This window comes from Dactylosporangium cerinum (assembly GCF_042653625.1).
Classification (GTDB): domain Bacteria; phylum Actinomycetota; class Actinomycetes; order Mycobacteriales; family Micromonosporaceae; genus Dactylosporangium; species Dactylosporangium cerinum.
The window spans coordinates 290,714-312,326 of sequence record NZ_JBHSIU010000019.1 but is presented as its reverse complement, the minus strand read 5'-3'; the positions used below and the strand labels follow the sequence as shown (position 1 = coordinate 312,326).

Genomic DNA, 21,613 nt, shown 5'->3' with positions numbered 1-21,613 from the left:
ATCACCGCCCAATCTTTCGGGGCCGGCGGGTGCGGGGCCGGCCACTCGACTCGCGGACGATCAGCTCCGGCTGGAACACCACGTGCCGGTGTTCGTGCCGCCCGTCGTCCTCGATCTCCTCGAGCAGCAGGGCCGTGGCGGTGCGACCGAGCTGTTCCCGAGGCTGACGCACGGAGGATAGCGGCACCGCGGCCGCGGCGGCGAACTCGATGTCGTCATATCCCACAATCGCCACGTCCTGTGGCACGCGGATGCCGCGGTGGGTCAGGCCCTGCAGGACGCCGAGCGCGACGAGGTCGTTGGCGCAGAACACAGCGGTCGCGTCGTCGATCTCGGCCGCGGCGGCGCGGCCGGCCGCGACGGTGAGGTTGGCGGTGGAGACCACGGACAGCTCGGCGCGGCCCTGGACCGCCTCGACGATCCCGGCGTGCCGGTCGCGGACCTGGGTGATCGTGGCGGGCCCGCCGACGAACGTGATCCGCTCGTGGCCCTGCTCGACGAGGTGCTCGCCGGCGAGTCGCCCGCCGAGCAGGTCGTCGACGGCGACGGAGCAGCGGCTGTGCCGTCCCGAGCCGCGGTCGACGAGGACGACCGGGGTGCCGCGCTGGATGAGCAGCTCGAGGCGCGAGTTCGGCGACTCGTCGACGGGCGTGATGAGCACGCCGCGGACCCGCTGCTCCTCGAGCAGGTCGAGGTGGCGCTGCTCCCGGCCGGCGTCCTCGCCGCTGTTGCAGACCACGACCATCACGCCGTGCTCCTCGGCGGCGGCCTCCGCGCCGCGGACCACGTCGGTGAAGAACGGGTTGGTCACGTCGAGCACGACGAGGGCGATCTGCCGGCTGTGCCCGGCGCGCAGCTGCCGGGCCGAGTCGTTGCGCACGTAGCCCAGCTCGGTGATGGCGTCCAGGACCCGCTGCCGGGTCGAGGAGGCGACCAGTTCGGGCCGGTTGAGCACGTTGCTGACGGTGCCGATGGAGACGCCCGCGCGGCGGGCCACCTCCTTGATGCCGGTCGTGTTGGACATCGATCTCCCGGAATTCCCTGAAACGTGTCAGCGCCTGGAGCAGTGTGCCACCTGGTTGTCGAACCCCTGACGGTGTCACGCATCCGCTTCCGGCGTCACTGTAGTCAGTGCATGAAACGTTTCACAACCGTCGTTCAGCCTGATCGCATCAGTCCACCGGAAAGGCAGCCTGGAACGCCAGGCGGGCGTCGGCGTCCTCGGCGACGCGGGTCAGCTCGTCGTCGAGGACCAGGAACGCCTCCCACGGCTCGCGCCCGCCGCCGAGCAGCGCCGCGACCCGCTGCTCCAGGCCGGCCACCCGCTTGCCCTTCCACACCTTGTCGGCGAGCGTCACCAGGAGCTCCTCCGTGGTCGCGTCCGGCCGCTCCCACTGGGCGTGCGTCGCCGCGAACCTGGCCAGGTCCCCGTGGTCACGCAGCAGGTCCGCGCCGGTGGCCTCGTGCGCGCTGCCGGGCTCCGACAGCTCCCGCCGGTGCACGGCCTTGCCGATGTCGTGCGTCGCCGCGCCGAACAGCACCGCCGCCCGGTCCACCACCAGCCCCGGTGCCGCCACCGTCAGCCAGTCCAGCAGCTGCGCGGCGACGTCGTGCACGAGCCGCAGGTGCGCGACCAGCCGCGGCGGCGCGTCCACCCGGCGCAGGATCGCCACCACCTCCGGCGGCAGGGGCCGTGGCCCGGGCTCGGCCAGCGCCCGCTCGAACGCGGTCACCGCTCGACGTGTCCCGCGGTGCGGATCAGGTCCGGCTCGGCGGCGAACCGGCCGTGGAAGACCTCCGGCGCGCCCGGCGACTCGGCCAGCTTCTCCGGCAGGATCTGCGCCTCGAACGTGCCCGCCGCCACGTCGATGGTCAGCCTGGCGTCGTGGAAGCCGAGCCAGGTCCCCATGATCGGCGACCACATCTTGTACACCGTCTCCTTGGCGCTGAAGTGCACCGCCGGCCACCACGGCTCGTCCGGCCGGGCCTCGCACCAGGCGATCTCCCCGGGCAGCAGGATCTGCTGCACGATGTTGGCCGGCAGCAGGGTGCGGCGCTCCGCGTCGATCCCGACCGCCCGCAGGTCCGGCACCTGGGCGACGGCGACCGCGCAGTAGCCGGTGGTGTGGGTGATGCTCCCGGTCGCCCCAGCCGGCCAGATCGGCGCCCGGCTCGGCGCCGCCAGCACCGGCTGGCCGTGAATCCCGACCCTTTCGAGGGCCCGCCGCGCGCACACGCGCCCCGCGGTGAACTCGCGCCGCCGCCCCTCGACCGCCCGTGGCGACAGGTTCGCCGCCTCGTCGGGCAGCAACGCGCCGGTCCAGTCGTCGTCCCCGGCGACCTCGACCATCACGAACTCCGGCAACAGGTCACGCACGAGCCGGAACTCTACCTCCGGCGGCCAGGGTGCCGAGGACGGCGCCGGCCAGGGTGTTGAGCACGACGACGCCGGCCCACAGCTCCTCCGACCACGCCACGCCGAGCGACGTCTGCACGCCGATCAGGTGGGTGGCCCAGACCAGCAGCGGGAGCAGCGCGCCGACCGCGACCGGGACCCGGTGCGGGCGCTGCGCGGCGACCCACTGCACCGCCACGTCGGCGACGACGGCACCGGCCAGGGGCCACAGCTGCGCGGCGAGGTTCTCGAAGTCGTTGAAGACGCCGTTGGGGACCGAGGCCGCGGCGACGACGACCGTGAGGAGGCCGACGGGGATCCGGCCGAGCCGGGTCCACACGAACAGGGCGGCGGCGACGACGAGCGTGGTGAAGGTCAGGTGCTGCGCGAGCCCGAACGGCTGCCCGTTGCCATACCCGTCGGACGCGGCGGGCGCGTCGATGAACGGCGACAGGTAGTCGAGGAAGAAGGCGGCGATGCCGACCGCGCTCAGCATGCTCAGCAGGACCGGCAGGTCGCCGAGGACCGAGGGCCGGGCCGGGCCGGCCGCGGTCGCGTGGCGGGCCGCGGCGGCGCGGACCGGGGTCGTGATCATCAGCATGCCGGCGGTCAGCAGCAGCAGGTGCGGCGGGCTGAGGAGGGCCTCGAGATCGACCTCGATGCCGAGCAGCGTGTGCCAGGCCATGTCGACGGCGCCGCCGACGGCGAAGAGGACGGCGCCGAGCAGGCCGGGCCCGTAGCCGGCGGGGACCCAGTCCCGGACGGGGCCGGCCGGGCGACCGCGCCAGAGGCTCGCCGGGACCAGGGCGACGGCGAGCGCCGCATAGCCGCTGTAGAGCACGCCGTGCCATGGGGTGAAGAAGGTCTCCAGCTCCGGCACGTGGGAGTGGGCCCAGCCGTCGAGGTAGAGCCCGCCGGTGAGCCACAGCGTCGCGAGCGCGACGGCCAGGTCCCGGCGCGGGGTCGACACCGGCCGGTCGCGGGCGGTCGTCGCGGACGGAGCGGTGGTGGTCGCCATGGGATCGATCCTGACGCATCGACGGAGGCGAGGCGATCCGTCCGGTGGAAATGCCCGCTACGAAGTCAACAAACTACGGTGCGTCAGGAAGGCTGGCGCCCTGCGCGCGCAGGACCCGCTGGACGTGCGCCGCCGGGATCTCGCGCGGCGGCTTGCCGGCCCGGGCCGAGAGGGCCGCGCACACGCCCGCCGCCTGGCCGGTCGCCATCGAGATCGGCATGATGCGATACGAGCTGTGCGCCACGTGGTCGCCGGAGATGCAGCGCCCCGCGATGAGCAGCCGGTCCACGTCGCGGGGCAGCAGCGTCCGCAGCGGGATGTCGTAGGACGTGCCCTGCGGCAGCCGGCGCAGGATCGTACCGGGGCCGTTCGGGTTGTGGATGTCCACCGGATACGCGCCGCGCGCCACCACGTCCGGGAACTTCCGCGCGTCGAGGACGTCCTGGCCGGTGAGCTGGTAGTCGCCGAGCACCCGGCGGGTCTCCCGCACGCCGACCTGCACGCCGCTCTGGATCACGTACGAGGACTCGAAGCCGGGCACGCGGGTCCGCAGGAACCGGGCGATGCTGGCCAGCTGGCGGTGCATCGTCAGCTCCGCCCGGGTCAGGTCCCACACGCTGATGCCCAGGCCGCCGAAGCGGGTCGAGTTGACCGACACCTCGCCCTCGTGCGGGGTGGCGAAGAACAGCACGTCCTCCCGCGGCAGGTCCAGCTCGCCCGCGTCGCGCGCCGCCCGGATCAGATCCCACAGGCCGTGCACGCCCTTCCACTGGTCGGGGTGCTCGCGGACGTAGTCGGCGAAGCCGTCCCGCCGCAGGTTGCCGATCCGGAACATCAGCGTCATCGGCTGGGTCAGCCCGTCCTCGGGGCGGCCCACCTCGTAGGGGGCGCCCGCCGACGCGGCCAGGTCGCCGTCGCCGGTGCAGTCCACGACGACGTCAGCGTCGATCACGACGGGGCCGGACTTCGTCTCGAACACCACGCGGGAGGCGTCGGGCAGCGCGATGAGGTCGGAGGCGAACGCGTGCAGCAGCAGCTTCACGCCGGAGCCGCCGAGCATGTCGTACGTGACGAGTTTGAACACCTCCGGGTCGAACGGGACCGTGTACCCGGTCTCCTTCGCCGGCGTGATCGCGCCGGCGGCCCGGACCAGGCGGTCCAGCAGCATCCACAGCACCCCGGCGACGACCGGCTCGCCCTCGCCGTGGTCGGTGGGCAGCAGCCGGCTGTCGTCGCCGCCGACCGCCTGCTTGATCTCGTTGTGGAAGCTCATCAGCGGCATCACCAGCGCCGCGGTGGCGTTGCCGCCGAGGAACCCGTAGCGCTCCACCAGCACGACCTCGGCGCCGGCGGCCGCCGCGCCCATCGCCGCACCGAACCCGGCCGGGCCACCGCCGACCACCAGGACCTCGGTGTGCCCGCCGTACTCCGCCGTCCTCGGCGGCAGGTGGACGCGCTGCGCGCCGCCCAGCCGGCCCAGCGAGGCGCCGTCGGGCCCGTTCATGCCCCCGTTCACGCCGCGACCTTCGTGCGCTCGAGCTGCGCGCCGAGGCGCCGGCCGGTCTCCGTGGCCCGCTGCTTCAGGGCCGCGACCCGCGACGCGGTCTCCTCCAGGCGCTGCGGCCGCTCGTCCCACAGCCGGTCGACCTGGGCGAGCAGCGGCCCGGCCGCCTCCCGGACCACGCCGCGCGGCACCGGCGCGCCGATGCGCTGGGCGAAGTCGAAGACCTTCCCCGCGTAGGGCAGCGCCAGCAGCGGCACCCCGGCGAGGGCGGCGAACATCAGGAAGTGCAGCCGCATGCCGACGGCCAGGTCCAGGTGCTTCATCAGGTCCAGGATCTGCCCCGGCCGGTATTCGCCGTGCAGGACCCGGCAGTGCTCCGCCGCCGTCATCCGGGACAGGACCGCGTGGGCGTGGCGGATGTCGGAGCGTTCCATCGGCACGAACAGCAGCGCCGCGTCGAGCCGGTGCACGAGGAAGTCGCCGACGTGGGCGAGGAGCTGGTGATACCCGTCGGCGTCGAGGTGCTGCGCGGCGCGGCCCGGCTCGCGGACGCTCATGCCGACCACCCGGCGGCCGGCCGGCAGTGAGTCACGCAGCAGACCGGCGTCGAACTCCTCCGGGGCCAGCAGCAGCGCCGGGTCGGCGGTGACGGACACCCGGCAGGTGACCCCCGCCTCCTCGAGCGCGACCTTGGACTCCTCGTCCCGGACGGTCACCTCGACCGCCTGCGCGAGGACGTCGCGCGCCATCGAGCAGTCGATCTCCTCGGTGAGCGGGCCGGCGCCCAGGGCGTACCCGAAGACCGGCACCCGTTGCTCCTGCGCGGTGCGCACCACGCGGAGATACCGGCGCGCCTCCGTGTCGTACAGGATGCCGCCGCCCCCGAGGATCATCAGGTCCAGCCGCTGCAGCTCGGCCGCGGTCCGGTCCCGGCTGACCCCCTCCCACGGCGCCACCTCGACGTCCGGGTGCGCGTCGGCGGTGTGCTCCGGCTCACGGGAGAACACCAGCACGTCCACGTCCGGCCGCCTGGCCCGCAGGTCGGCGAGGATGCTCGTCAGGATCGCCTCGTCGCCGAGATTGCAACCGCCGTACGAGCCGAGGACGCCCACTCTTGTCATCGTCGCCCGCTACCCAGCAGGCGTCGGGTCATACGTAGCCCGTATGGTGGGTTTCGACCATTCGGCAACCGTGGGCGGGGCACGTGATCCAGTTTCCGGCTGTGCGGCGGGGCCCGCTGCGGGCGATCAGCGCGCGGCTCGGTTTTGCGGTGCTGCTCGTCTCGTCGATCGTCGCAGTCATCTTCGTCGACCGGGACGGCTACCGGGACGTCAACGAGGACGGACTCACCCTTCTCGACTGCTTCTACTACGCCGTCGTCACCCTGTCGACCACCGGATACGGCGACATCACGCCGGTGTCGGAGTCGGCCCGCCTCGCCAACATCCTGATCATCACCCCGGCCCGCGTGCTGTTCCTGATCATCCTGGTCGGCACCACCCTGGAAGTCCTGACCGAGCAGTACCGCACCAACCTCAGGTTGCAGCGGTGGAGGAAACGCGTGAAGAACCACGTCATCGTCTGCGGCTACGGCACCAAGGGCCGGGCGGCGGTCGGCACCCTGCTGGAGAACGGCCTGGACAAGTCCCAGGTGGTCGTGGTCGAGAGCCAATCCGCCGCCGCGCGTCAGGCCCAGGCCGACGGCCTGGTCGTCGTCGAGGGCTCCGCGACCCGTTCGACGGTGCTCAAGGAGGCCCGGGTCGAGGACGCCAAGGCGATCATCATCGCGACCGACAGCGACGACGCGTCGGTCCTGGTCACGCTCACGGTCCGGCAGCTGACCGCGGGCAAGGTCTCGATCATCGCGGCGGCCCGCGAGGCGGAGAACGCGCCGCTGCTGCGCCAGTCCGGCGCCCACCACGTCATCGTGTCCTCGGCCACCGCCGGCCGGCTGCTGGGCCTGTCGACGACCGCGCCGCCGCTCATCGAGGTCGTCGAGGACCTCCTCACCCCCGGCCAGGGGATGGCCCTGGCGATGCGCTCCGCCCGCCGGGACGAGGTCGGCTCGGCGCCGCGGGACCTGTCGGAGCTGGTCATCGCGCTGTTCCGGCGCGGCAAGGTGCTGTCGCTCGCCGACCCCGAGGGCACCACGATCCAGACCGGCGACATGGTCGTCTACGTGCGCGACGACCGCCCGCAGGCCGCCCCGGCCATGCCATGAGTGCCCAGCCGTGAGGCGGTTCGCCGTTGTCGCGGCGGTGCTGCTGGCAGCGCTGGGCCTGGCTTCGCCCGCCGCCGCCCACGGTGGCGCGTCGGTCACCATCCACTCCGACGGCCGCGGCTCCGTGTGGATCACCGCCCAGTGGCAGGACGGCCACCCGATCAACGAGCCGACCCCGGTCACGCTGACCGCGACGCCGGCGGCGGGCGGGACGGCGGCGATCGCCGGGGAGAAGCTCACGCAGACCGGTGACGAGCGCGGCACGCAGACGTGGAGCGGTGTGCTGCCGCCCGGGTCGTGGCGGGTCGCGATCGACCTCGGCGCCCCCGTCGAGGGGCACTGCCAGGCGCTGGTCCCGGCAGTCGCCGGTGCCGGCGCCGCCACCCCGCAGCCGGTCGAGGTGGCCTGCCTGATCCCGGCGTCGGCCGGCACGGCCCCGGCCGGCGACGCGCCGGCCTCGTCATCGGGGGCGGGCAGCCTCGCCCCGCTCTGGGTGACCCTGGGGATCCTGCTGATCGCCGGCCTGGTGGTGGCCGAGGTGATCCGCCGCCGCAAGCAGCGGCAGACGTAGACGGTGGTCACTGGGTGGGACGCCTGGCGAGGCGCTCATCCGGTTCGCAGGAACGGGCGCTACGCTTCCCGCGTGACTGGTGAGGCCGACCGGACAGCCGCAGACCCCAGCCGCGATCCGGCCACGGTCGCGCTGCTGGCCGCGCGTGGCGGGGACCGGGCCGCGGCCGCGGTGTTCGTCCGGGCGACGCAGCCGGAGGTGTGGCGGTTCGTCGCCGCGCTGGTCGGCCCGCACCACGCCGACGACGTGACCCAGGACACCTATCTGCGGGCATTCCGCGCCCTGCCGGAGTTCGCCGGGCGCTCCACCGGGCGGACCTGGGTCCTGGCGATCGCCCGGCGCGCGTGCGCCGACCACGTCCGCTCGGCGGTGCGCGGGCGGCGGCTCGAGGCCCGGGTCGCCGCGGAGCCCGAGGAGCTGGCCGGCGCCGACCACGCGGGGCTGCACGCCGCCGCCGACCTGGTCGCGGCGCTGCCGGCGGAGCGGCGGGTCGCGTTCGTGCTCACCCAGGTGCTCGGCCTGTCCTACGCGGAGGCCGCCGAGATCGAGGACGTCCCCGTCGGCACGATCCGCTCCCGGGTCGCCCGCGCCCGCGCCGACCTCGTCGCCGCGATCGCCGCCGCCCGAGCCGGATGACCCGCACGCGGCTGCTCGCGGCGGCGTCGCTGGGAGTGTTGCTCGGCGTGCTCGCGGCGCTCGGCTATGTGACCCCGGCCGCGGCCCACGGCGCCGACGCGCCCGCCGCCGTCGACTATGTGGTGCGCGTCGACTCGGTGTCGGTGCCGGGGGTGACCGTCCGCGCGGTCGAGGGCGGCGCCCGCCTCGAACTGCGCAGCACCACCGACCGGACCGTCGTCGTGCTCGGCCTGCAGGGCGAGCCGTTCCTGCGCGTCGACAGGGACGGCGTCGCCGAGAACCGCCGCTCCCCGACGTGGTCCGCCAGCCGCTCCCTGACCGGCCGGGCCGCGCGCACCGGCGAAACCGGCAGCAGTGACCCGGCCTGGCGGCGGGTGTCCGCGCAGCGCACCGTCCGCTGGCACGACGAGCGCGCCCGGGAGCTGCCCGCCCGCGCGTGGAGCGTTCCCCTCGAGGTCGACGGCACCACCCCAGGCATCGTCCGCGGCACGATCGTCCGCGCGGCCCCGCCGCAGACCGGCTGGTGGTGGGCGGGTGCGGTGCTCGCGGCCGTCGTCGTCAGCGTCGTCAGCAGTGCGGCCGCGCCGAGGTCCCGGTGGGTGCTCGCGGCCGTCGCGGCGGTGGCCGGGGCGGTCGTCGTGGCGTGGATCGTCGCCGGCGCGGGGCTGGCCACGTCGCCGGCCGAGCACCTCGGCACCCAGCTGCTCGCCAGGTTGTGGCCGCTGCTCACCGGCGTGGGGGTGCTCGCCGCGGCGGCGCTGCAGGTCCTGTGCCGCCCCGCCGCGAACATCGTGACCGCCATCGCCGGCGCGTGCCTGGCCGTGATGACCGGGTTCGCCGACGCGGCCGTGTTCAGCAACGGCAGCCTCGCCGGCCCCGGCTGGTCCCGGTGGGCGGTCGCGGTCGCGCTGGGCGGTGGGCTCGGACTGCTGGCCGGCGGCGGCCTCCGCTGGTACCGCACACCGCCAGTTGGTAAATAAACAAAAACCAACGAGTTCTTTCACAAAGGCGCGTTTCTGCGCATAATCGGGCATCGATGTTCCCCGCCGGGAGCAAAGGAGTCCGGTCCATGGACCGCAGAACGTTCGTCGCGAGCGGTGTCGCCCTCACCGGCGGCGCGATCGCCTTGTCCACCACCGTCGCCAGCCCCGCGAACGCCGCGGTGCGGACGGCGAAAACCGTCACGCCGGGGGCCAGGGGCGGTCACTACTGGCCGAATCTCGCCCCGTTGAAGGCCACCGCGTTCCTGAAACTTCCACCCGGCGCGGTCCAGCCGCGGGGCTGGCTTCGCACACAGCTCAACATCGAGGCCGACGGGCAGGTCCAGCACAGCATGAAGGTGCTCGGCGTCTCGGGCATGTCGACGGCCAACTCGGCGCAGGTCGTGCAGTACGACGACAACGGCACCGCCGACCACCTGTGGCGACTGCTCTAGAACTGCGCTAGGAGAACCGGTGTCGCGGCAGGAGCCGCGTGGTGGGCAGGGCCGGGGCGGGCAGCGGCTCCTGCCCGCCCGGCACCGTGCCGAACCGCGAGGACCCGGCCTCCCACTCGTCGCGCGCCGCCACGATCTCCTCGTGCGAGCGCGCGACGAAGTTCCACCACATGACCAGCTCCTCCTCCAGCGGCACCCCGCCGATCAGGAACAGCCGCGCGTCCCCTTCGAACGCCAGCGACGTCCGTCCCTCGGGAAGGTGCAGCAGTGACCCCGCCGTCACGTCGACCCCCTCGACCCGCGCTGTGCCGTCGGTGACCACCAGACCGTGCTCGAAAGCCGGATTTATGGCGATTTCTGCGGGGGTACGGGCGGCGACGGTCACCTCGGCGCCGACGAGGGGGCTGTGCACGGCGGCCGGCGACGTGACCCCGCCGAGGGACCCCACGGCGACGGTCATCCGTACCCCGGGAACCTCGGCGACGGGCAGGTCCTCGAGGTGCTGGAAGGCGGGCTCCCGGTGGCGCGCGGCATCGGGCAGCGCCACCCACAGCTGCACCCCGTGCAGCAGCGGCGGCTTGGCGGTGGGGGAGTCCTCGGAGTGTGCGATCCCGCGCCCCGACGTCATGATGTTGAGCTGGCCGGGGCGGATCAGCTCGTCCGAGCCGAGGCTGTCGCGGTGCCGGATCTCCCCGTCGAACAGCCAGGTCACCGTCTGCAGGCCGATGTGCGGGTGCGGCGGGACCCGCATGCCCGGCTTCCCGGTGACCTCCTCCGGCCCGAAGTGGTCGAGGAAGCACCACGCGCCGACCGTCCGGCGGGTCTTGTTCGGCAGGGTCCGCCGCACCACCGAGTAGCGGCCCAGCGGCACGTCCCGTCCTTCGAGGAGTTCCATCGTCCGATTCTCTCTCGCGGTCCCACGTACACCCGGGAACGGGTAATTTGTCCGATGTGATGGCATTGGTGGTGGCGGCGCTCGCGATGCTCGTCGCCGGTGCCGCAGTGTTCCTCGCGTTCCAGGCGCTCAAGGGCGTCCAGCGCGCCGCGTCCGCGTCCGCCGGTCTGCTCGCCGCCCATCAGCTCGCCGAGGCGCGCGCCGACGCCGAGCGGGTGTGTGCGTGGGCGGTCAGCGAGCGCGAGACGTTCGAGAAGATCATCACCCGGGGCGTGGTCGGCGCCGCGATCCGCAACGCCGGGCAGACCCCCGTCTACGACCTGGAGATCGTCTTCCGGGACCCGCCCGCCGCCTGGACCGCGATCCGCCGGGTCCGCATCGTGCCGCCGGCGGAGCAGCCCGAGGTGTACGCCGGCTTCGACGAAGAGAACACCGACGGGCCCGTCGAGCGGGACCGGATCAACGAGGACGGCACGATCCGGCTCGCCCCGTCCGCCGACATGCACGTCGAGCTGCCGTCGCCCGCGCCCCGGCGCCGGTGGAGCAGGCGTGAGCTACAGGCTCGCCGCCGCGGCGATCGCCGCGCCCCGGGCGCCGGCCATGTCCCGGTCCGGGACCAGGGCGAACGTGGCGACCGCCGCCTGCTCCTCGCGCAGCAGCGTGTATTCGCGGACCTTCGCCAGGAACCACTCACGGAAGTGCGGCGCCGCCTCGACGACGCCGCCGCCGACGAAGTAGCAGTCCGGGTCGGTGAAGTTCGCGGCGATCGTGAACATCCGGCCGAGCCCCATCGCCTGCTGGTCGAAGATGTGCAGCGCCAGCTCGTCGCCCTGCTCGGCGAACGAGCGGACCTGCTTCGCGGCGGCGCGGATCGTGTCGGCGTGGTGCAGCGGGTGGTCCGGGAACCGGGTCAGCCAGTACGGCAGCAGGTTGCGCACGATGCCGGTCAGCGAGCTGACGCTCTCCACGTCGCCGAGGAACCCGCACCCGCACGACGGCAGCGGCTGGCCCTCCTCGAGGAGGCCGTGCATCGGGATGTGGACGTGGCCGAGCTCGCCCGCCATCCCGGCGGCGCCCTTGATGACGTTGCCCTGCTCGATGACACCGCCGCCGAGGCCGGTGCCGACGATCGCCGACACCGAAGACCGCTCGTTCGCGTCGGCACCGAAGTGGACGTGGTGGGCGTACAGGGCGGCGGCGTTGCCGTCGTTGTTGTAGACGACGGGCAGGCCGAGCCGCTGCTCGAGGGCGCCCCGGAAGTCGAAGCCCCACCAGGCCGGCTGGGAGAAGTTCGTCGAGCCCTTCGAGGAGATGACCCCGTCGGCGGTGGCCGGGCCCGGCGTGTCGAGGCCGACGGCGGCGACCCGCTCCCGGTCGACCTTGGTCACGGCCAGGATGTTGTCGAACGCCCCCGCGAGGGCCTCGACCGCGATTGCCGGCCCCTCCAGCACCCGGCTGGGGACCTCGACGAGGCCGTCGACGAGGAACGCCCCGTCGTGCGAGAGCACCGTGGCGTTGTTGGCGGTGCCGCCGTTGTCCAGGCCGACCACGACCTGGTCCTGCGCGATCCCCATCGGTCCTGCTCCTGTCGCGAAGTACGAATGCGAGCGGCGAACACGGTATCGCACGGCGTACCCCGGCGCTCCCCTCGATCGTTAGGAACCTCATGGCGGTGCGTGAGCGGCAACGGCACCGGACTGCCTGGTGGGCGCGGCTCGGTCCGGCGGCGGCGCTGTTCACGGCCACCGTCGCGCAGGGACCCGCCGGCGGGTTCGTCTACGACGCCGCCCGCTACTTCAACGGCTCCCTGGCGCTGTTCACGGACGCGGACGTGGTCCGCGAGGGCGACCTGGACTTCCGCGGCGCGCTGACCCCGGTCGTCTACGCGCCGGCCGCCCTCGCCGAGCACCTGGTCGGCGGCGCCGGCCGGCACGGCGTCCTGGTGGAGAACGCACTGCTCGTCGCGGTCATCGGAGCGGTCCTGCTGCCCGGGCTCGCGGGCCGTGAGGGCCCGGCCACCGGGTGGCTGTGCGCGGCGCTGACCTGGGTGGTCGCGGCGGGGTTCGCGCCGTTCCCGCTGATGGATCTGCCGGCCGCCGCCGCCTTCCTGACCGCCGCCCGCCTGGCGCTGGGGGACCGGACCCGGTGGGCGCTGCCGGCGGCGGGGGTCGCGGCGGGTGTCACGCTCAACCTGCGGCCCGCATACCTGCTGCCCCTCGCCGCGCTCGGCGGTCTCCTGGCCGTGACCAGGGGATGGCCGGCAGTATGGTTCGCCGCCGGAGTCCTGGCCGGGTCGCTGCCGCAGCTGGCGGTCAACCTGGCCCGCGGCCTCCCGCCGGGACTGACGCCACCGGGCACCGCCGGGCTCGCCGGGTTCCAGGCCGGCTACGCCTCCTACGTGGTGCGCTACGACACCGTGACCACCGGCGGGCCGCCGCAGCAGTTCTACTGCGACCCGGCCCTGGCCGGGGCGGTCGCCGGGCACCCCGTCCACTCCACCGGCGGACTCGCCGGGGCCCTCGCCGGCAACCTGCCCGGCTCGGCGCTGTTCCTCCTGGAGAAGGTCGCCGCCGCGCTCGCCTGGTCGTTCTCGACGCCGTACAGCACGGCCGCCACCGCCGAACGCTACGAGCTTGCCGTCCCGGTCGTCCTCATCGTCGCCGCGGGGATCGGCGCACTGTGCCGCACCCCCGGCGCACGGGCCCTGGCCGTGCTCGCCGCGGGCGTGTGCGCCTCGCTGATGACGTCGGCCACCGAGACCCGCTTCGCGCTGCCCCTCGTCCTGCTCGGCGTCGCCGGCTGCGCGCTGCTCGCCCCGCCCGCGTGGGACACCGGGCACACCGGGCGGCGGGTGCCGCTGCGGTTCGCCGTGGCGGTCCTGGCCGCCGCGGCCGTGCTGGTCGTCGTGGCCGCGGCCGGCCTCGCGCATCCGCTGCCGCCGGGACCGGCGACCGCCGCCGTGTGCGCCGCGAACGGGTGATCGGGCGCGACCCGTCCGGCGCCGGAACAGTTGCACGGGGTAGTGAGCACAACACTGGACGCGACACGGGACCCCGTCGCAGGTCCGGGCGAGCCACCGGCGACCGCCGGCCGCCTGGGCCCGCGCGAACTCCTGGCGTCCCTGCTGCGCCTGCCGTCCCTGCCGCCGCTCGCCGCCGGGCTCGCCGGGACCGCGGCCACGCTGCGGTTCTACGGGGTGTCGCTGCCCACGACCCTCGCGTTCGCCGGCTGGCTCACGATCGGCGTGGTGCTGCCGGGGCTGCTGTTGTGGCGGGCGTTGCGGGGCCGCTCCGGCTGGCTCGTCGCCGACGTCGTCGCCGGCGCCGCCGTCGGCTACGTGGTGGAGGTCCTCACGTACATCGCCGCCCGCGCCGCCGGCCAGCCGCTGCTGGTGCTCGCCTGGCCCGCCGGGATGATCGCCGTGTCTCTGGTCGTGCCCCGGCTGCGCCGGGTGTGGCGGGGTGCGGCGGAGCGGACCCCGGCGCTGTGGGCCTGGTCGATGCTGCTCGTCATCGGCGTCCTCGTCCTGCGCAGCGTCCGCATGTTCCGCTCACACGGCCTCGGCTGGCCCGTCACCAACCCGGCCGACGCCGACACCCCGTTCCACCTGGCGCTGATCGCCGAGGCGAAGCACCACATGCCGATGCAGGCGCCGTGGGTGTCCGGCGAGCCGCTGATCTACCACTGGTTCGTCTACCCGGAGATGGCCGCGACCAGCTGGGTCACCGGCATCGACCCGCTGACGCTCCTCGTCCGGCTCACGCCGCTGCCGATGCTCGCCGGCACCCTGCTGCTCGTCGCGGTCATCGCCCGGCGCCTCACCGGCGGCTGGTGGACCGGGCCGGTCGCGGCGGTCGTGACGCTGTTCGTCCTCGCCCCGGACCCGTACGGCTGGCTGCACTACGACGGCTGGTTCGGCTTCGGCGCGTACGAGGACGGCTCGATGTTCCGGATGGTCGCCTGGAGCAGCCCGACCCAGACGTTCGGCGCCCTGCTGTTCGCCGCCGTCGTCCTGGTGCTGCTCGACCGGTTCAACGGCGACCGGGGCAAGGGGCCCTGGCTGCTGTTCACGCTGCTGCTCGCCGGGCTGGCCGGGGCGAAGTCGCCGTATCTGCCGCTGCTGACCGGCGCCCTGGTCCTCGTCGTGCTCGTCCGGCTCGCCACCCGCCGCGGCCTGCACCGCCCGGCGCTGCTCGCGGCCGCGCTCGCCGCCGCGTGCACCGTCGCCGCCCAGGTCGTCCTCTACGGCGGGGGCGCCAACCAGGGACTCGTCGTCCGGCCCCTCGCCACCATGGAGGGGTTCGCCACCGTCGCCGCCACCTGGACCGGCTACACCGGCCCCGGCACCCCCGCCGGGCACGCCCGGGTCGCCGCCGGGCTCACCGTCCTGTGCTGGCTGTTCATGTGGGCCGGGATCCTCGTCCTCACCGCCCCCAGGCACCGGGAGCTGCTCCTCGCCCCGTCGACGCTGCTGCTCCTGGCCGTCGGCGCCGGCGGGCTCGCCGGGGTGCTGCTGTTCGGCCACCCGGGCGGCTCCCAGTCCTACCTGATCGTGTCGGCGCGGCCGTACCTCGCGCTGGCATCCGTCGCCGGGCTGGCAGTGGCGTCCGGCGCGTCCGGTGCGTCCGGCGCCATGACCTGGGCCCGTGGCGGCGTCCTCGGGCTCGCCACGACCGCCGGGGTCGCCGCGGTGCTGCTCATGCGCCGGCTCGACGCCGTCCCGCCGGCCGGGGAGCGGCTCGGGTGGGAGCTCGCCCGCTCGTACCTCATCCTCGCCGGGATCGCGCTCGCCGTCACAGTGGTCGGCGCGGTGGCGGGACTGATCCGGCGGGACGGCCGGATCCTCGCCGTGGCGGTCGCGCTCTGCGCCGGGTACGGGTTGCCGACCGCCTACGACCAGACAGCCGTCGTCGTCACCGACACCGCCGCCGGCGGCTGGCGCGCCGTGCCCGCCGCCGACCTGGTCGACCGCGACGGCCGCACCAGCGCCATCGACCGCGACACCTGGGACGCCGGCCGCTGGCTGCAGGCGCACACCGCACCCGGCGACCTCCTCGCCACCAACGCGCACTGCTTCGGCCTGCGAACCGTGGGAGAGCCGTGCGACAACCGGCGGTTCGCGCTCGCCGCCGCCAGCGGCCGCCGGGTCCTCGTCGAGGGCTGGGGCTTCACCAACACCACCTACGAACGCGCCGCCGCGGACGGGGTGCCGCCGTGGTTCGCCGGCTTCTGGGACCCCGACCGGCTCGCCGCCAACGACGCCGCGTTCACCGACCCCGGTCCCGCGACGATCGGCGTGCTGCGCGACCGGTACCACGTCCGCTGGCTCGTCGCCGACGCGACCGCCGGACCCGTCGGCGACCTCGGTGCCCTCCGTGCCCCCGTGGTGTTGCGGTTCACCGCCGGCCAGCTGACCGTCTATGAGGTGACATGAACGATCTCGTGGCGCTGCACGCCCCCCTGGCCGACGCGGTGGCGGCGGCCGTGCGAAGGGTCGTGGACAGCGGCTGGTACATCCTCGGCCCGGAGGTCGAAGCCTTCGAGGCGGCGTTCGCCGCGTACTGCGGTGTTCCGCACGCCGTCGGCGTCGGCAACGGCACCGACGCGATCGAGCTCGCCCTCGCCGCCGTCGGCGCCGGGCGCGGCAGCCGGATCGCCCTGGCCGCGAACGCGGGTGGCTACGGCACCACCGCCGTGCTCGCCCTCGGCGCCGAACCCGTCTACGTCGACGTCGACGAGGACACCGCCACCCTCGACCCGGTGCTGCTGGACCGGGAGACGTTCGACGCGGTCCTCGTCACGCACCTGTACGGCCGGCTCGCCGACATGGCCGCCCTCCGCGTGGTCGCGGACCGGCACGGCGCCGCCGTGGTCGAGGACTGCGCGCAGGCGCACGGCGCGGCCGGCAACTCTGGCGGCACTGACGGCCGGCGGGCCGGTGCGTGGGGCGACGCGGCCGCGTTCAGCTTCTACCCGACGAAGAACCTCGGCGCGCTCGGCGACGCCGGAGCCGTGCTCACCGCCGACGCGGGCGTCGCGCAACGGGTCCGGCGGCTGCGGCAGTACGGCTGGGACCGCAAGTATCACCAGGTCGCCGGCCCGGCCCGGAACAGCCGCATGGACGAGCTGCAGGCCGCCGTGCTGGCCGCGAAGCTGCCGCACCTGGACGGGTGGAACGCCCGCCGGGTCGCGGTCGCCGCCCGCTATGCCGCCACCATCGAGCACCCGAAGCTGACCCTGCCCGGCGTCGCGGCACCGTCGCACGTCGGGCACCTGTACGTGCTGCGCACCACCGACCGGGACGCGCTGTCGGCGCACCTGCGCGCCCACGGCGTGCCGCACGACGTGCACTACCCGGTGCCCGACCACCGCCAGCCGGTGCACCGTGGCCGGTACGCCGGCCGCGACCTGCCGGTCACCGAGCGGCTGTGCGCCGAGGTGCTGAGCCTGCCGTGCCACCCGGCGCTGGACCCCGCCGAGGTGGACCGGGTCGCCGCCGCCCTCAACGCGTTCGGAGACTTCGGAGGCTCGGTGTGTATTCGCTGAGTGTGTATTCGCTGAGTGTGTATTCGCTGATCGTCCCGGTGTACCGCAACGAAGGGTCGATCCCGGACCTGCTCGCCGCCGTGGAGGACCTGTACGACGCCCTCGACCACCGGCTCGAGGCGGTGGTCGTCGTCGACGGCAGCCCCGACGGCTCCGCGGAGCTGCTGCAGGCGCTGCTGCCCCGGCAGCGGTACCCCGCGACGCTGGTGCTGCTGTCGCGCAACTTCGGCTCGTTCGCCGCGATCCGGGTCGGGCTGCAGCACGCGACCGGCGAGTACTTCGCCGTCATGGCCGCCGACCTGCAGGAACCACCGGAGCTGGCGCTCGAGTTCTTCCGTACCCTGGCCGCCGACGAGCACGACGTCGTCGTCGGCACCCGTGAGGGCCGCGCCGACCCGCTCGGCAGCCGGCTCGCCGCGGGCGTGTTCTGGGGGGTGTACCGGCGGCTCGTGGTGCCGGACATGCCGCCGGGCGGCGTCGACATCTTCGGCTGCAACCGCGCGTTCCGCGACTGCCTGCTGGAGTGCGAGGAGGCCAACACGTCCCTGGTCGCGCTGCTGTTCTGGCTCGGGTTCCGCCGCAAGCAGGTCGCCTACACCCGCCGGGCCCGGGTCCACGGCGGGTCCGGCTGGACGCTGCGCAAGAAGGTCACGTACCTCATGGACAGCGTCTTCGCGTTCACCGACCTGCCGGTGCGGGTGCTGATGACGTTCGGCCTGACGGGACTGCTCGTCTCGCTGACCCTCGGCGCGGTCGTGCTCTCCGCGCGGCTGGCCGGCCTCTTCGACGTGCCCGGCTACGCCGCCACGATCCTCGTCGTGCTGTTCTTCGGCGGCATCAACGCCCTCGGCCTCGGCGTCGTCGGCTCCTACGCGTGGCGCGGCTACGAGAACACGAAACGCCGGCCCCTGGCCGTGGCGGCGCGCGAGCTGCGGTACACGGGCATCCACCACACCGCGGTCCTGCAGGGAAGGCAGCGCTGATGTCGTTCTTCACCCACCCGAACGCCCTGTGCGAGAGCGCCGCCGTGGGGGCGGGGACCCGGATCTGGGCGTTCGCGCACGTGCTGCCCGGCGCCCGCATCGGCGCCGACTGCAACGTCTGCGACGGCGTGTTCGTGGAGAACGACGTCGTCGTCGGGGACCGGGTCACGGTCAAGTGCGGGGTGCAGCTGTGGGACGGCGTGACCCTGGAGGACGACGTGTTCGTCGGGCCCAACGTCACGTTCACCAACGACCGGATGCCGCGCAGCCGCCGGCGCCCGCAGACCTTCGCCCGCACCACGGTCGAGACCGGCGCGTCGATCGGCGCCAACGCCACGATCCTGCCCGGCGTCACCATCGGCCGGCACGCCATGGTCGGCGCCGGCGCCGTCGTGACCCGGTCCGTGCCGCCGTACGCGATCGTCGTGGGCAACCCGGCCCGGCTCACCGGCTACGTCGACGCCGCCCAGCCCGTCCCCGCGCAGCACGGCCCGCATGACACCCCGACCGGGGAACGCGTGAACGGGACCAAGGTCCGCGGGGTGACCGTGCACCGGCTCGACTACGTCCGGGACCTGCGCGGCGACCTGTCCGTCGGGGAGTTCGAGCGGGACGTCCCGTTCCCGGTGCGGCGCTATTTCATCGTCTTCGACGTGCCCAACGAGAAGGTCCGCGGCCAGCACGCGCACCGCGAATGCCACCAGTTCCTGATCTGCGTCAAGGGCCGGTGCAGTGTGGTCGCCGACGACGGGGTGAGCCGGCAGGAGTTCCTCCTGGACAGCCCGGCGACCGGGCTGTACCTGCCGCCGATGACGTGGGCGACGCAGTACCGGTACTCGCCGGACGCGACGCTGCTGGTCTTCGCGTCGCACTACTACGACGCCGCCGACTACATCCGCGACCACGCCGAGTTCGTCTCAGGAGCCTTGCAGATGGGCCAGCACCGCTAGGACCCGCCGGTTGTCGTCGTCGGACACCGGCAGGTCGAGCTTGCCGAAGATGCTCGCGATGTGCTTGCCGACGGCGCTGTCGCTGAGGAACAGCTGCTTGCCGATCGCGGCGTTCGAGCGGCCCTCGGCCATCAGCGTCAGCACCTCCCGCTCCCGCGGGGTGAGCGTGCCGGTCGTGCTCGGCCGCGCCACGAGCTTGGCGATGACCGTCGGGTCCATCACCGTGCCGCCGGCCGCGACCCGGCGGACCGCGTCGACGAACTGGTCGGCGTTGAACACGCGGTCCTTGAGCAGGTACCCGACCGCGCCGGTGCCGTCGGCGAGGAGCTCCCGCGCGTACAGCTGCTCGACGTGCTGGGAGAGCACGAGGACCGGCAGCCCCGGCACCTCCCGCCGGGCCGCCAGGGCCGCCTGCAGTCCCTCGTCGGTGAAGCTCGGCGGCAGCCGCACGTCGACGACCGCGACGTCCGGGCGGTGCTCGAGCAGGGCCGCGAGCAGCGCCGGTCCGGTGTCCACGGCGGCGACGACGTCGAAGCCGTGGCTGCGCAGGAGCAGGACCATGCCGTCCCTCAGGAGGTAGAGGTCTTCGGCGAGGACAACACGCACGGCAGCTCCAGCGTTGCGACGGTCGGCCCGCCCGGCGGGCTGCTCAGGGCCAGGGTCCCGTCGAAGGTACCCAACCGCCGCTCGATGCCGCGCAGGCCGGTGCCCCGCGACGGGTCGGCGCCGCCGGAGCCGTCGTCGGTGACGGTGACCCGCAGCAGCCCCTCCCGGTGATCGATCTCGACGGTCACCGCGCCGGCGCCGCCGTGCCGGATCGCGTTGGCGATGAGCTCGCTGACCGCGAAGTAGGCGGCCGACTCGACCGGCGCGGGCGGCCGGCCGTCGAGCCGCCCGGAGACGGTGATGTCGGCGGTGACTCCGGCAGTGATCCCGGTGGCGACGTCGTCGAGATCCAGGGCGAGCGCTCGGATCGCGTCGGTGAGCCCGCGCTCGGACAGCACCGGCGGATGGATGCCGCGGACCAGATCCCGCAGCTCCCGCAGGGCCGCCTCGGCGGTCTCCCTCGTCTGCGCGACCAGCTTGCGGGCCGCGGCCGGGTCGGTGTCCATGAGCCGCTCGATCGCGCCGAGGGTCAGGCCTACCGCGATCAGCCGGGCCTGCGCGCCGTCGTGCAGGTCCCGTTCGATCCGGCGGACCTCGGCGGCCTGCGCGTCGACGGCGTCGGCGCGGCTACGGGTGAGCTGCTCGACCCGCAGCCGCAGCGCCGCCGCCCGGGTCGGGCGCAGCAGCAGCGCCGTCCACCGCGCGTGCACCGTCACCAGGCGCCCCGTGACCGCGAGCCCCGCCGCGACCAGCGCGACCCCGAGGACCAGGCCGGCCGTGCGGTTGCCGGCGGCGGCGCCGTACCAGGCGGACCAGTCGGCCCCGAACACCTGCGTCCACACCCACGGCAGGACCAGCCCGAACGCGCCGTAGACCACGGCGACGACGGGCAGGCCGAGCAGCGCCACCGTGACGGCCGGGTCGACACCCAGCCACACCAGGTCCCGCCACGACGCGATGTCGTGCCACGTCCACAGCCAGCGGGCGTTGAACGACGCCATCGCCTCGGTCTTGTACAGGTTGTTGCGGACCTGCAGCATCCCGTCCGGGCGGCGCTGCGGCACCAGCTCCGGCGTGTACGGGCGGTCGACCTGCACCCCGCCCCAGCCGGCGAAGTGCCGGCGCAGGTTCACCAGCCACCGGTGGTGCGAAATGCCGACGGGGATGACGAAGACGAGTCCGAGGCCGAAACCGAGGGCGAAGCAGGCCATGCTGAACGCGAACAGCACCACCTCGAGCGCGGCGAAGCAGACCAGCAGCGCCGCCCGCGCCCAGGCCAGCAGCATCCGCTGGGTGCGCGCGCCCCGGCTGGCCTTGCGCGCCGCCCGGGCCGGGTCCATCGGGGCGAGCAGCCAGGCCGACCAGGTGGCGACCAGCCGGACCGTCCACGGCGCCACGACCAGCCCGACCGGCACGACCGCGAGGACGACGACGGGGAACCACAACTGCCACACCAGGTCCCGTTTCGTCGCCGGGTCCTTCATCAGCCAGTCGAGGCGCCGGAAGAACCGCGGGAAGCGCGGCGACTTGTAGAGGGTGGTGTCGTGGCGGTACCGGCCGTCAGCGTCCGGCTGCGGCGGCGCGGGCGGCGGCTGGTACGGCGCCGGCACCTCCCGGCCCGTCCACGCCGCGAACATCGCCCGCCACCGGTTCGTCAGCCGCCGCCCGTGCCGCACCGGCGGCGGGATCAGGAAGACCCAGCCGAGCAGCACGCCGGGGAGCAGCAGCACCAGCGATCCGAGGAACTGCACGAGCACGGCGGCGGCGACGCCCAGCAGGACGACGCTGCGGTACACACCTCTGAACCAGGTCATACGTCCAAGTCTCGGGTCGCGCTCCGGCGGGCACATCGG

Annotated in this window: 21 protein-coding genes; 10 read left to right on the top strand and 11 right to left on the bottom strand. The window is 74.0% G+C overall.

The genetic code is table 11. From position 1 onward, the window contains the following. Position 1 precedes the first annotated feature (1 nt). From ACFPIJ_RS19200 to ACFPIJ_RS19175, 6 genes are all read right to left on the bottom strand, one after another. Positions 2 to 1,024, bottom strand: coding sequence for a LacI family DNA-binding transcriptional regulator (locus ACFPIJ_RS19200; RefSeq protein WP_380116511.1), 1,023 nt, complete (start codon positions 1,022 to 1,024; stop codon positions 2 to 4). A 148-nt stretch (positions 1,025 to 1,172) separates the two neighbouring features. Next, complete coding sequence (locus tag ACFPIJ_RS19195; protein WP_380116510.1) at positions 1,173 to 1,733, bottom strand: HD domain-containing protein; 561 nt, start codon at positions 1,731 to 1,733, stop codon at positions 1,173 to 1,175. Beyond that, positions 1,730 to 2,377 carry a 4'-phosphopantetheinyl transferase family protein gene (locus ACFPIJ_RS19190; protein ID WP_380116509.1) on the bottom strand — a complete coding sequence of 216 codons (648 nt, stop codon included), beginning with the start codon at positions 2,375 to 2,377 and terminating at the stop codon, positions 1,730 to 1,732. The genes ACFPIJ_RS19195 and ACFPIJ_RS19190 overlap by 4 nt, the downstream gene beginning before the upstream one ends. Further along, the gene (locus ACFPIJ_RS19185) at positions 2,370 to 3,413 is read right to left on the bottom strand and encodes a hypothetical protein (RefSeq protein ID WP_380116508.1); all 1,044 of its coding nucleotides are present in this window, start codon (positions 3,411 to 3,413) and stop codon (positions 2,370 to 2,372) included. The genes ACFPIJ_RS19190 and ACFPIJ_RS19185 overlap by 8 nt, the downstream gene beginning before the upstream one ends. A 73-nt stretch (positions 3,414 to 3,486) precedes the next feature. Further along, the gene (locus ACFPIJ_RS19180) at positions 3,487 to 4,929 is read right to left on the bottom strand and encodes an FAD-dependent oxidoreductase (RefSeq protein WP_380116507.1); all 1,443 of its coding nucleotides are present in this window, start codon (positions 4,927 to 4,929) and stop codon (positions 3,487 to 3,489) included. Beyond that, entirely contained in the window at positions 4,926 to 6,038 is a 1,113-nt protein-coding gene (locus tag ACFPIJ_RS19175) for a polysaccharide pyruvyl transferase family protein (protein WP_380116506.1), read from the bottom strand. Before ACFPIJ_RS19175 ends, ACFPIJ_RS19180 begins: the two co-directional genes overlap by 4 nt. Before the next feature lie 83 nt (positions 6,039 to 6,121). Between ACFPIJ_RS19175 and ACFPIJ_RS19170 the strand changes: the two genes are divergently transcribed. From ACFPIJ_RS19170 to ACFPIJ_RS19150, 5 genes are all read left to right on the top strand, one after another. Beyond that, a complete protein-coding gene (locus tag ACFPIJ_RS19170) occupies positions 6,122 to 7,138 on the top strand; it encodes a potassium channel family protein (RefSeq protein ID WP_380116505.1) in 1,017 nt (338 codons plus the stop codon). A gap of 10 nt (positions 7,139 to 7,148) precedes the next feature. Then, positions 7,149 to 7,709, top strand: a complete 561-nt coding sequence (locus ACFPIJ_RS19165; RefSeq protein WP_380116504.1) for a hypothetical protein — start codon at positions 7,149 to 7,151, stop codon at positions 7,707 to 7,709. A gap of 72 nt (positions 7,710 to 7,781) precedes the next feature. After that, the gene (locus ACFPIJ_RS19160; protein ID WP_380116503.1) at positions 7,782 to 8,345 is read left to right on the top strand and encodes a sigma-70 family RNA polymerase sigma factor; all 564 of its coding nucleotides are present in this window, start codon (positions 7,782 to 7,784) and stop codon (positions 8,343 to 8,345) included. Next, positions 8,342 to 9,325, top strand: a complete 984-nt coding sequence (locus ACFPIJ_RS19155) for a hypothetical protein (protein WP_380116502.1) — start codon at positions 8,342 to 8,344, stop codon at positions 9,323 to 9,325. The genes ACFPIJ_RS19160 and ACFPIJ_RS19155 overlap by 4 nt, the downstream gene beginning before the upstream one ends. Before the next feature lie 89 nt (positions 9,326 to 9,414). Then, positions 9,415 to 9,780, top strand: coding sequence for an RICIN domain-containing protein (locus ACFPIJ_RS19150; protein WP_380116501.1), 366 nt, complete (start codon positions 9,415 to 9,417; stop codon positions 9,778 to 9,780). A 7-nt stretch (positions 9,781 to 9,787) separates the two neighbouring features. On the opposite strand, the gene ACFPIJ_RS19145 is transcribed toward ACFPIJ_RS19150, so the two are convergent. From ACFPIJ_RS19145 to ACFPIJ_RS19135, 3 genes are all read right to left on the bottom strand, one after another. Continuing rightward, entirely contained in the window at positions 9,788 to 10,675 is an 888-nt protein-coding gene (locus ACFPIJ_RS19145; protein WP_380116500.1) for a pirin family protein, read from the bottom strand. Between the two features lie 313 nt (positions 10,676 to 10,988). Further along, the gene (locus ACFPIJ_RS19140; protein ID WP_380116499.1) at positions 10,989 to 11,177 is read right to left on the bottom strand and encodes a hypothetical protein; all 189 of its coding nucleotides are present in this window, start codon (positions 11,175 to 11,177) and stop codon (positions 10,989 to 10,991) included. A gap of 52 nt (positions 11,178 to 11,229) precedes the next feature. Further along, complete coding sequence (locus ACFPIJ_RS19135) at positions 11,230 to 12,249, bottom strand: ROK family protein (protein WP_380116498.1); 1,020 nt, start codon at positions 12,247 to 12,249, stop codon at positions 11,230 to 11,232. A gap of 92 nt (positions 12,250 to 12,341) precedes the next feature. Between ACFPIJ_RS19135 and ACFPIJ_RS19130 the strand changes: the two genes are divergently transcribed. The 5 genes from ACFPIJ_RS19130 to ACFPIJ_RS19110 are packed head-to-tail and all read left to right on the top strand — an operon-like array spanning position 12,342 to position 19,154. Then, a complete protein-coding gene (locus ACFPIJ_RS19130) occupies positions 12,342 to 13,655 on the top strand; it encodes a hypothetical protein (RefSeq protein WP_380116497.1) in 1,314 nt (437 codons plus the stop codon). Positions 13,656 to 13,697: 42 nt separating this feature from the next. Beyond that, a complete protein-coding gene (locus ACFPIJ_RS19125; RefSeq protein WP_380116495.1) occupies positions 13,698 to 16,109 on the top strand; it encodes a hypothetical protein in 2,412 nt (803 codons plus the stop codon). After that, positions 16,106 to 17,221: a DegT/DnrJ/EryC1/StrS family aminotransferase gene (locus ACFPIJ_RS19120; RefSeq protein ID WP_380116494.1), complete on the top strand. Its 1,116-nt coding sequence runs from the start codon at positions 16,106 to 16,108 to the stop codon at positions 17,219 to 17,221. The genes ACFPIJ_RS19125 and ACFPIJ_RS19120 overlap by 4 nt, the downstream gene beginning before the upstream one ends. Further along, positions 17,209 to 18,204 (top strand): glycosyltransferase family 2 protein, encoded by a 996-nt coding sequence (locus tag ACFPIJ_RS19115; protein WP_380116493.1) that lies wholly within the window; start codon positions 17,209 to 17,211, stop codon positions 18,202 to 18,204. Before ACFPIJ_RS19120 ends, ACFPIJ_RS19115 begins: the two co-directional genes overlap by 13 nt. Further along, positions 18,204 to 19,154 carry a WxcM-like domain-containing protein gene (locus ACFPIJ_RS19110; protein ID WP_380116492.1) on the top strand — a complete coding sequence of 317 codons (951 nt, stop codon included), beginning with the start codon at positions 18,204 to 18,206 and terminating at the stop codon, positions 19,152 to 19,154. Before ACFPIJ_RS19115 ends, ACFPIJ_RS19110 begins: the two co-directional genes overlap by 1 nt. Here ACFPIJ_RS19110 and ACFPIJ_RS19105 read toward each other — a convergent pair. Together ACFPIJ_RS19105 and ACFPIJ_RS19100 are read right to left on the bottom strand one after the other, a co-directional pair. Continuing rightward, entirely contained in the window at positions 19,122 to 19,760 is a 639-nt protein-coding gene (locus ACFPIJ_RS19105; RefSeq protein WP_380116491.1) for a response regulator transcription factor, read from the bottom strand. The genes ACFPIJ_RS19110 and ACFPIJ_RS19105 overlap by 33 nt on opposite strands. Then, complete coding sequence (locus tag ACFPIJ_RS19100) at positions 19,724 to 21,574, bottom strand: sensor histidine kinase (protein ID WP_380116490.1); 1,851 nt, start codon at positions 21,572 to 21,574, stop codon at positions 19,724 to 19,726. The genes ACFPIJ_RS19105 and ACFPIJ_RS19100 overlap by 37 nt, the downstream gene beginning before the upstream one ends. Positions 21,575 to 21,613 lie beyond the last annotated feature (39 nt).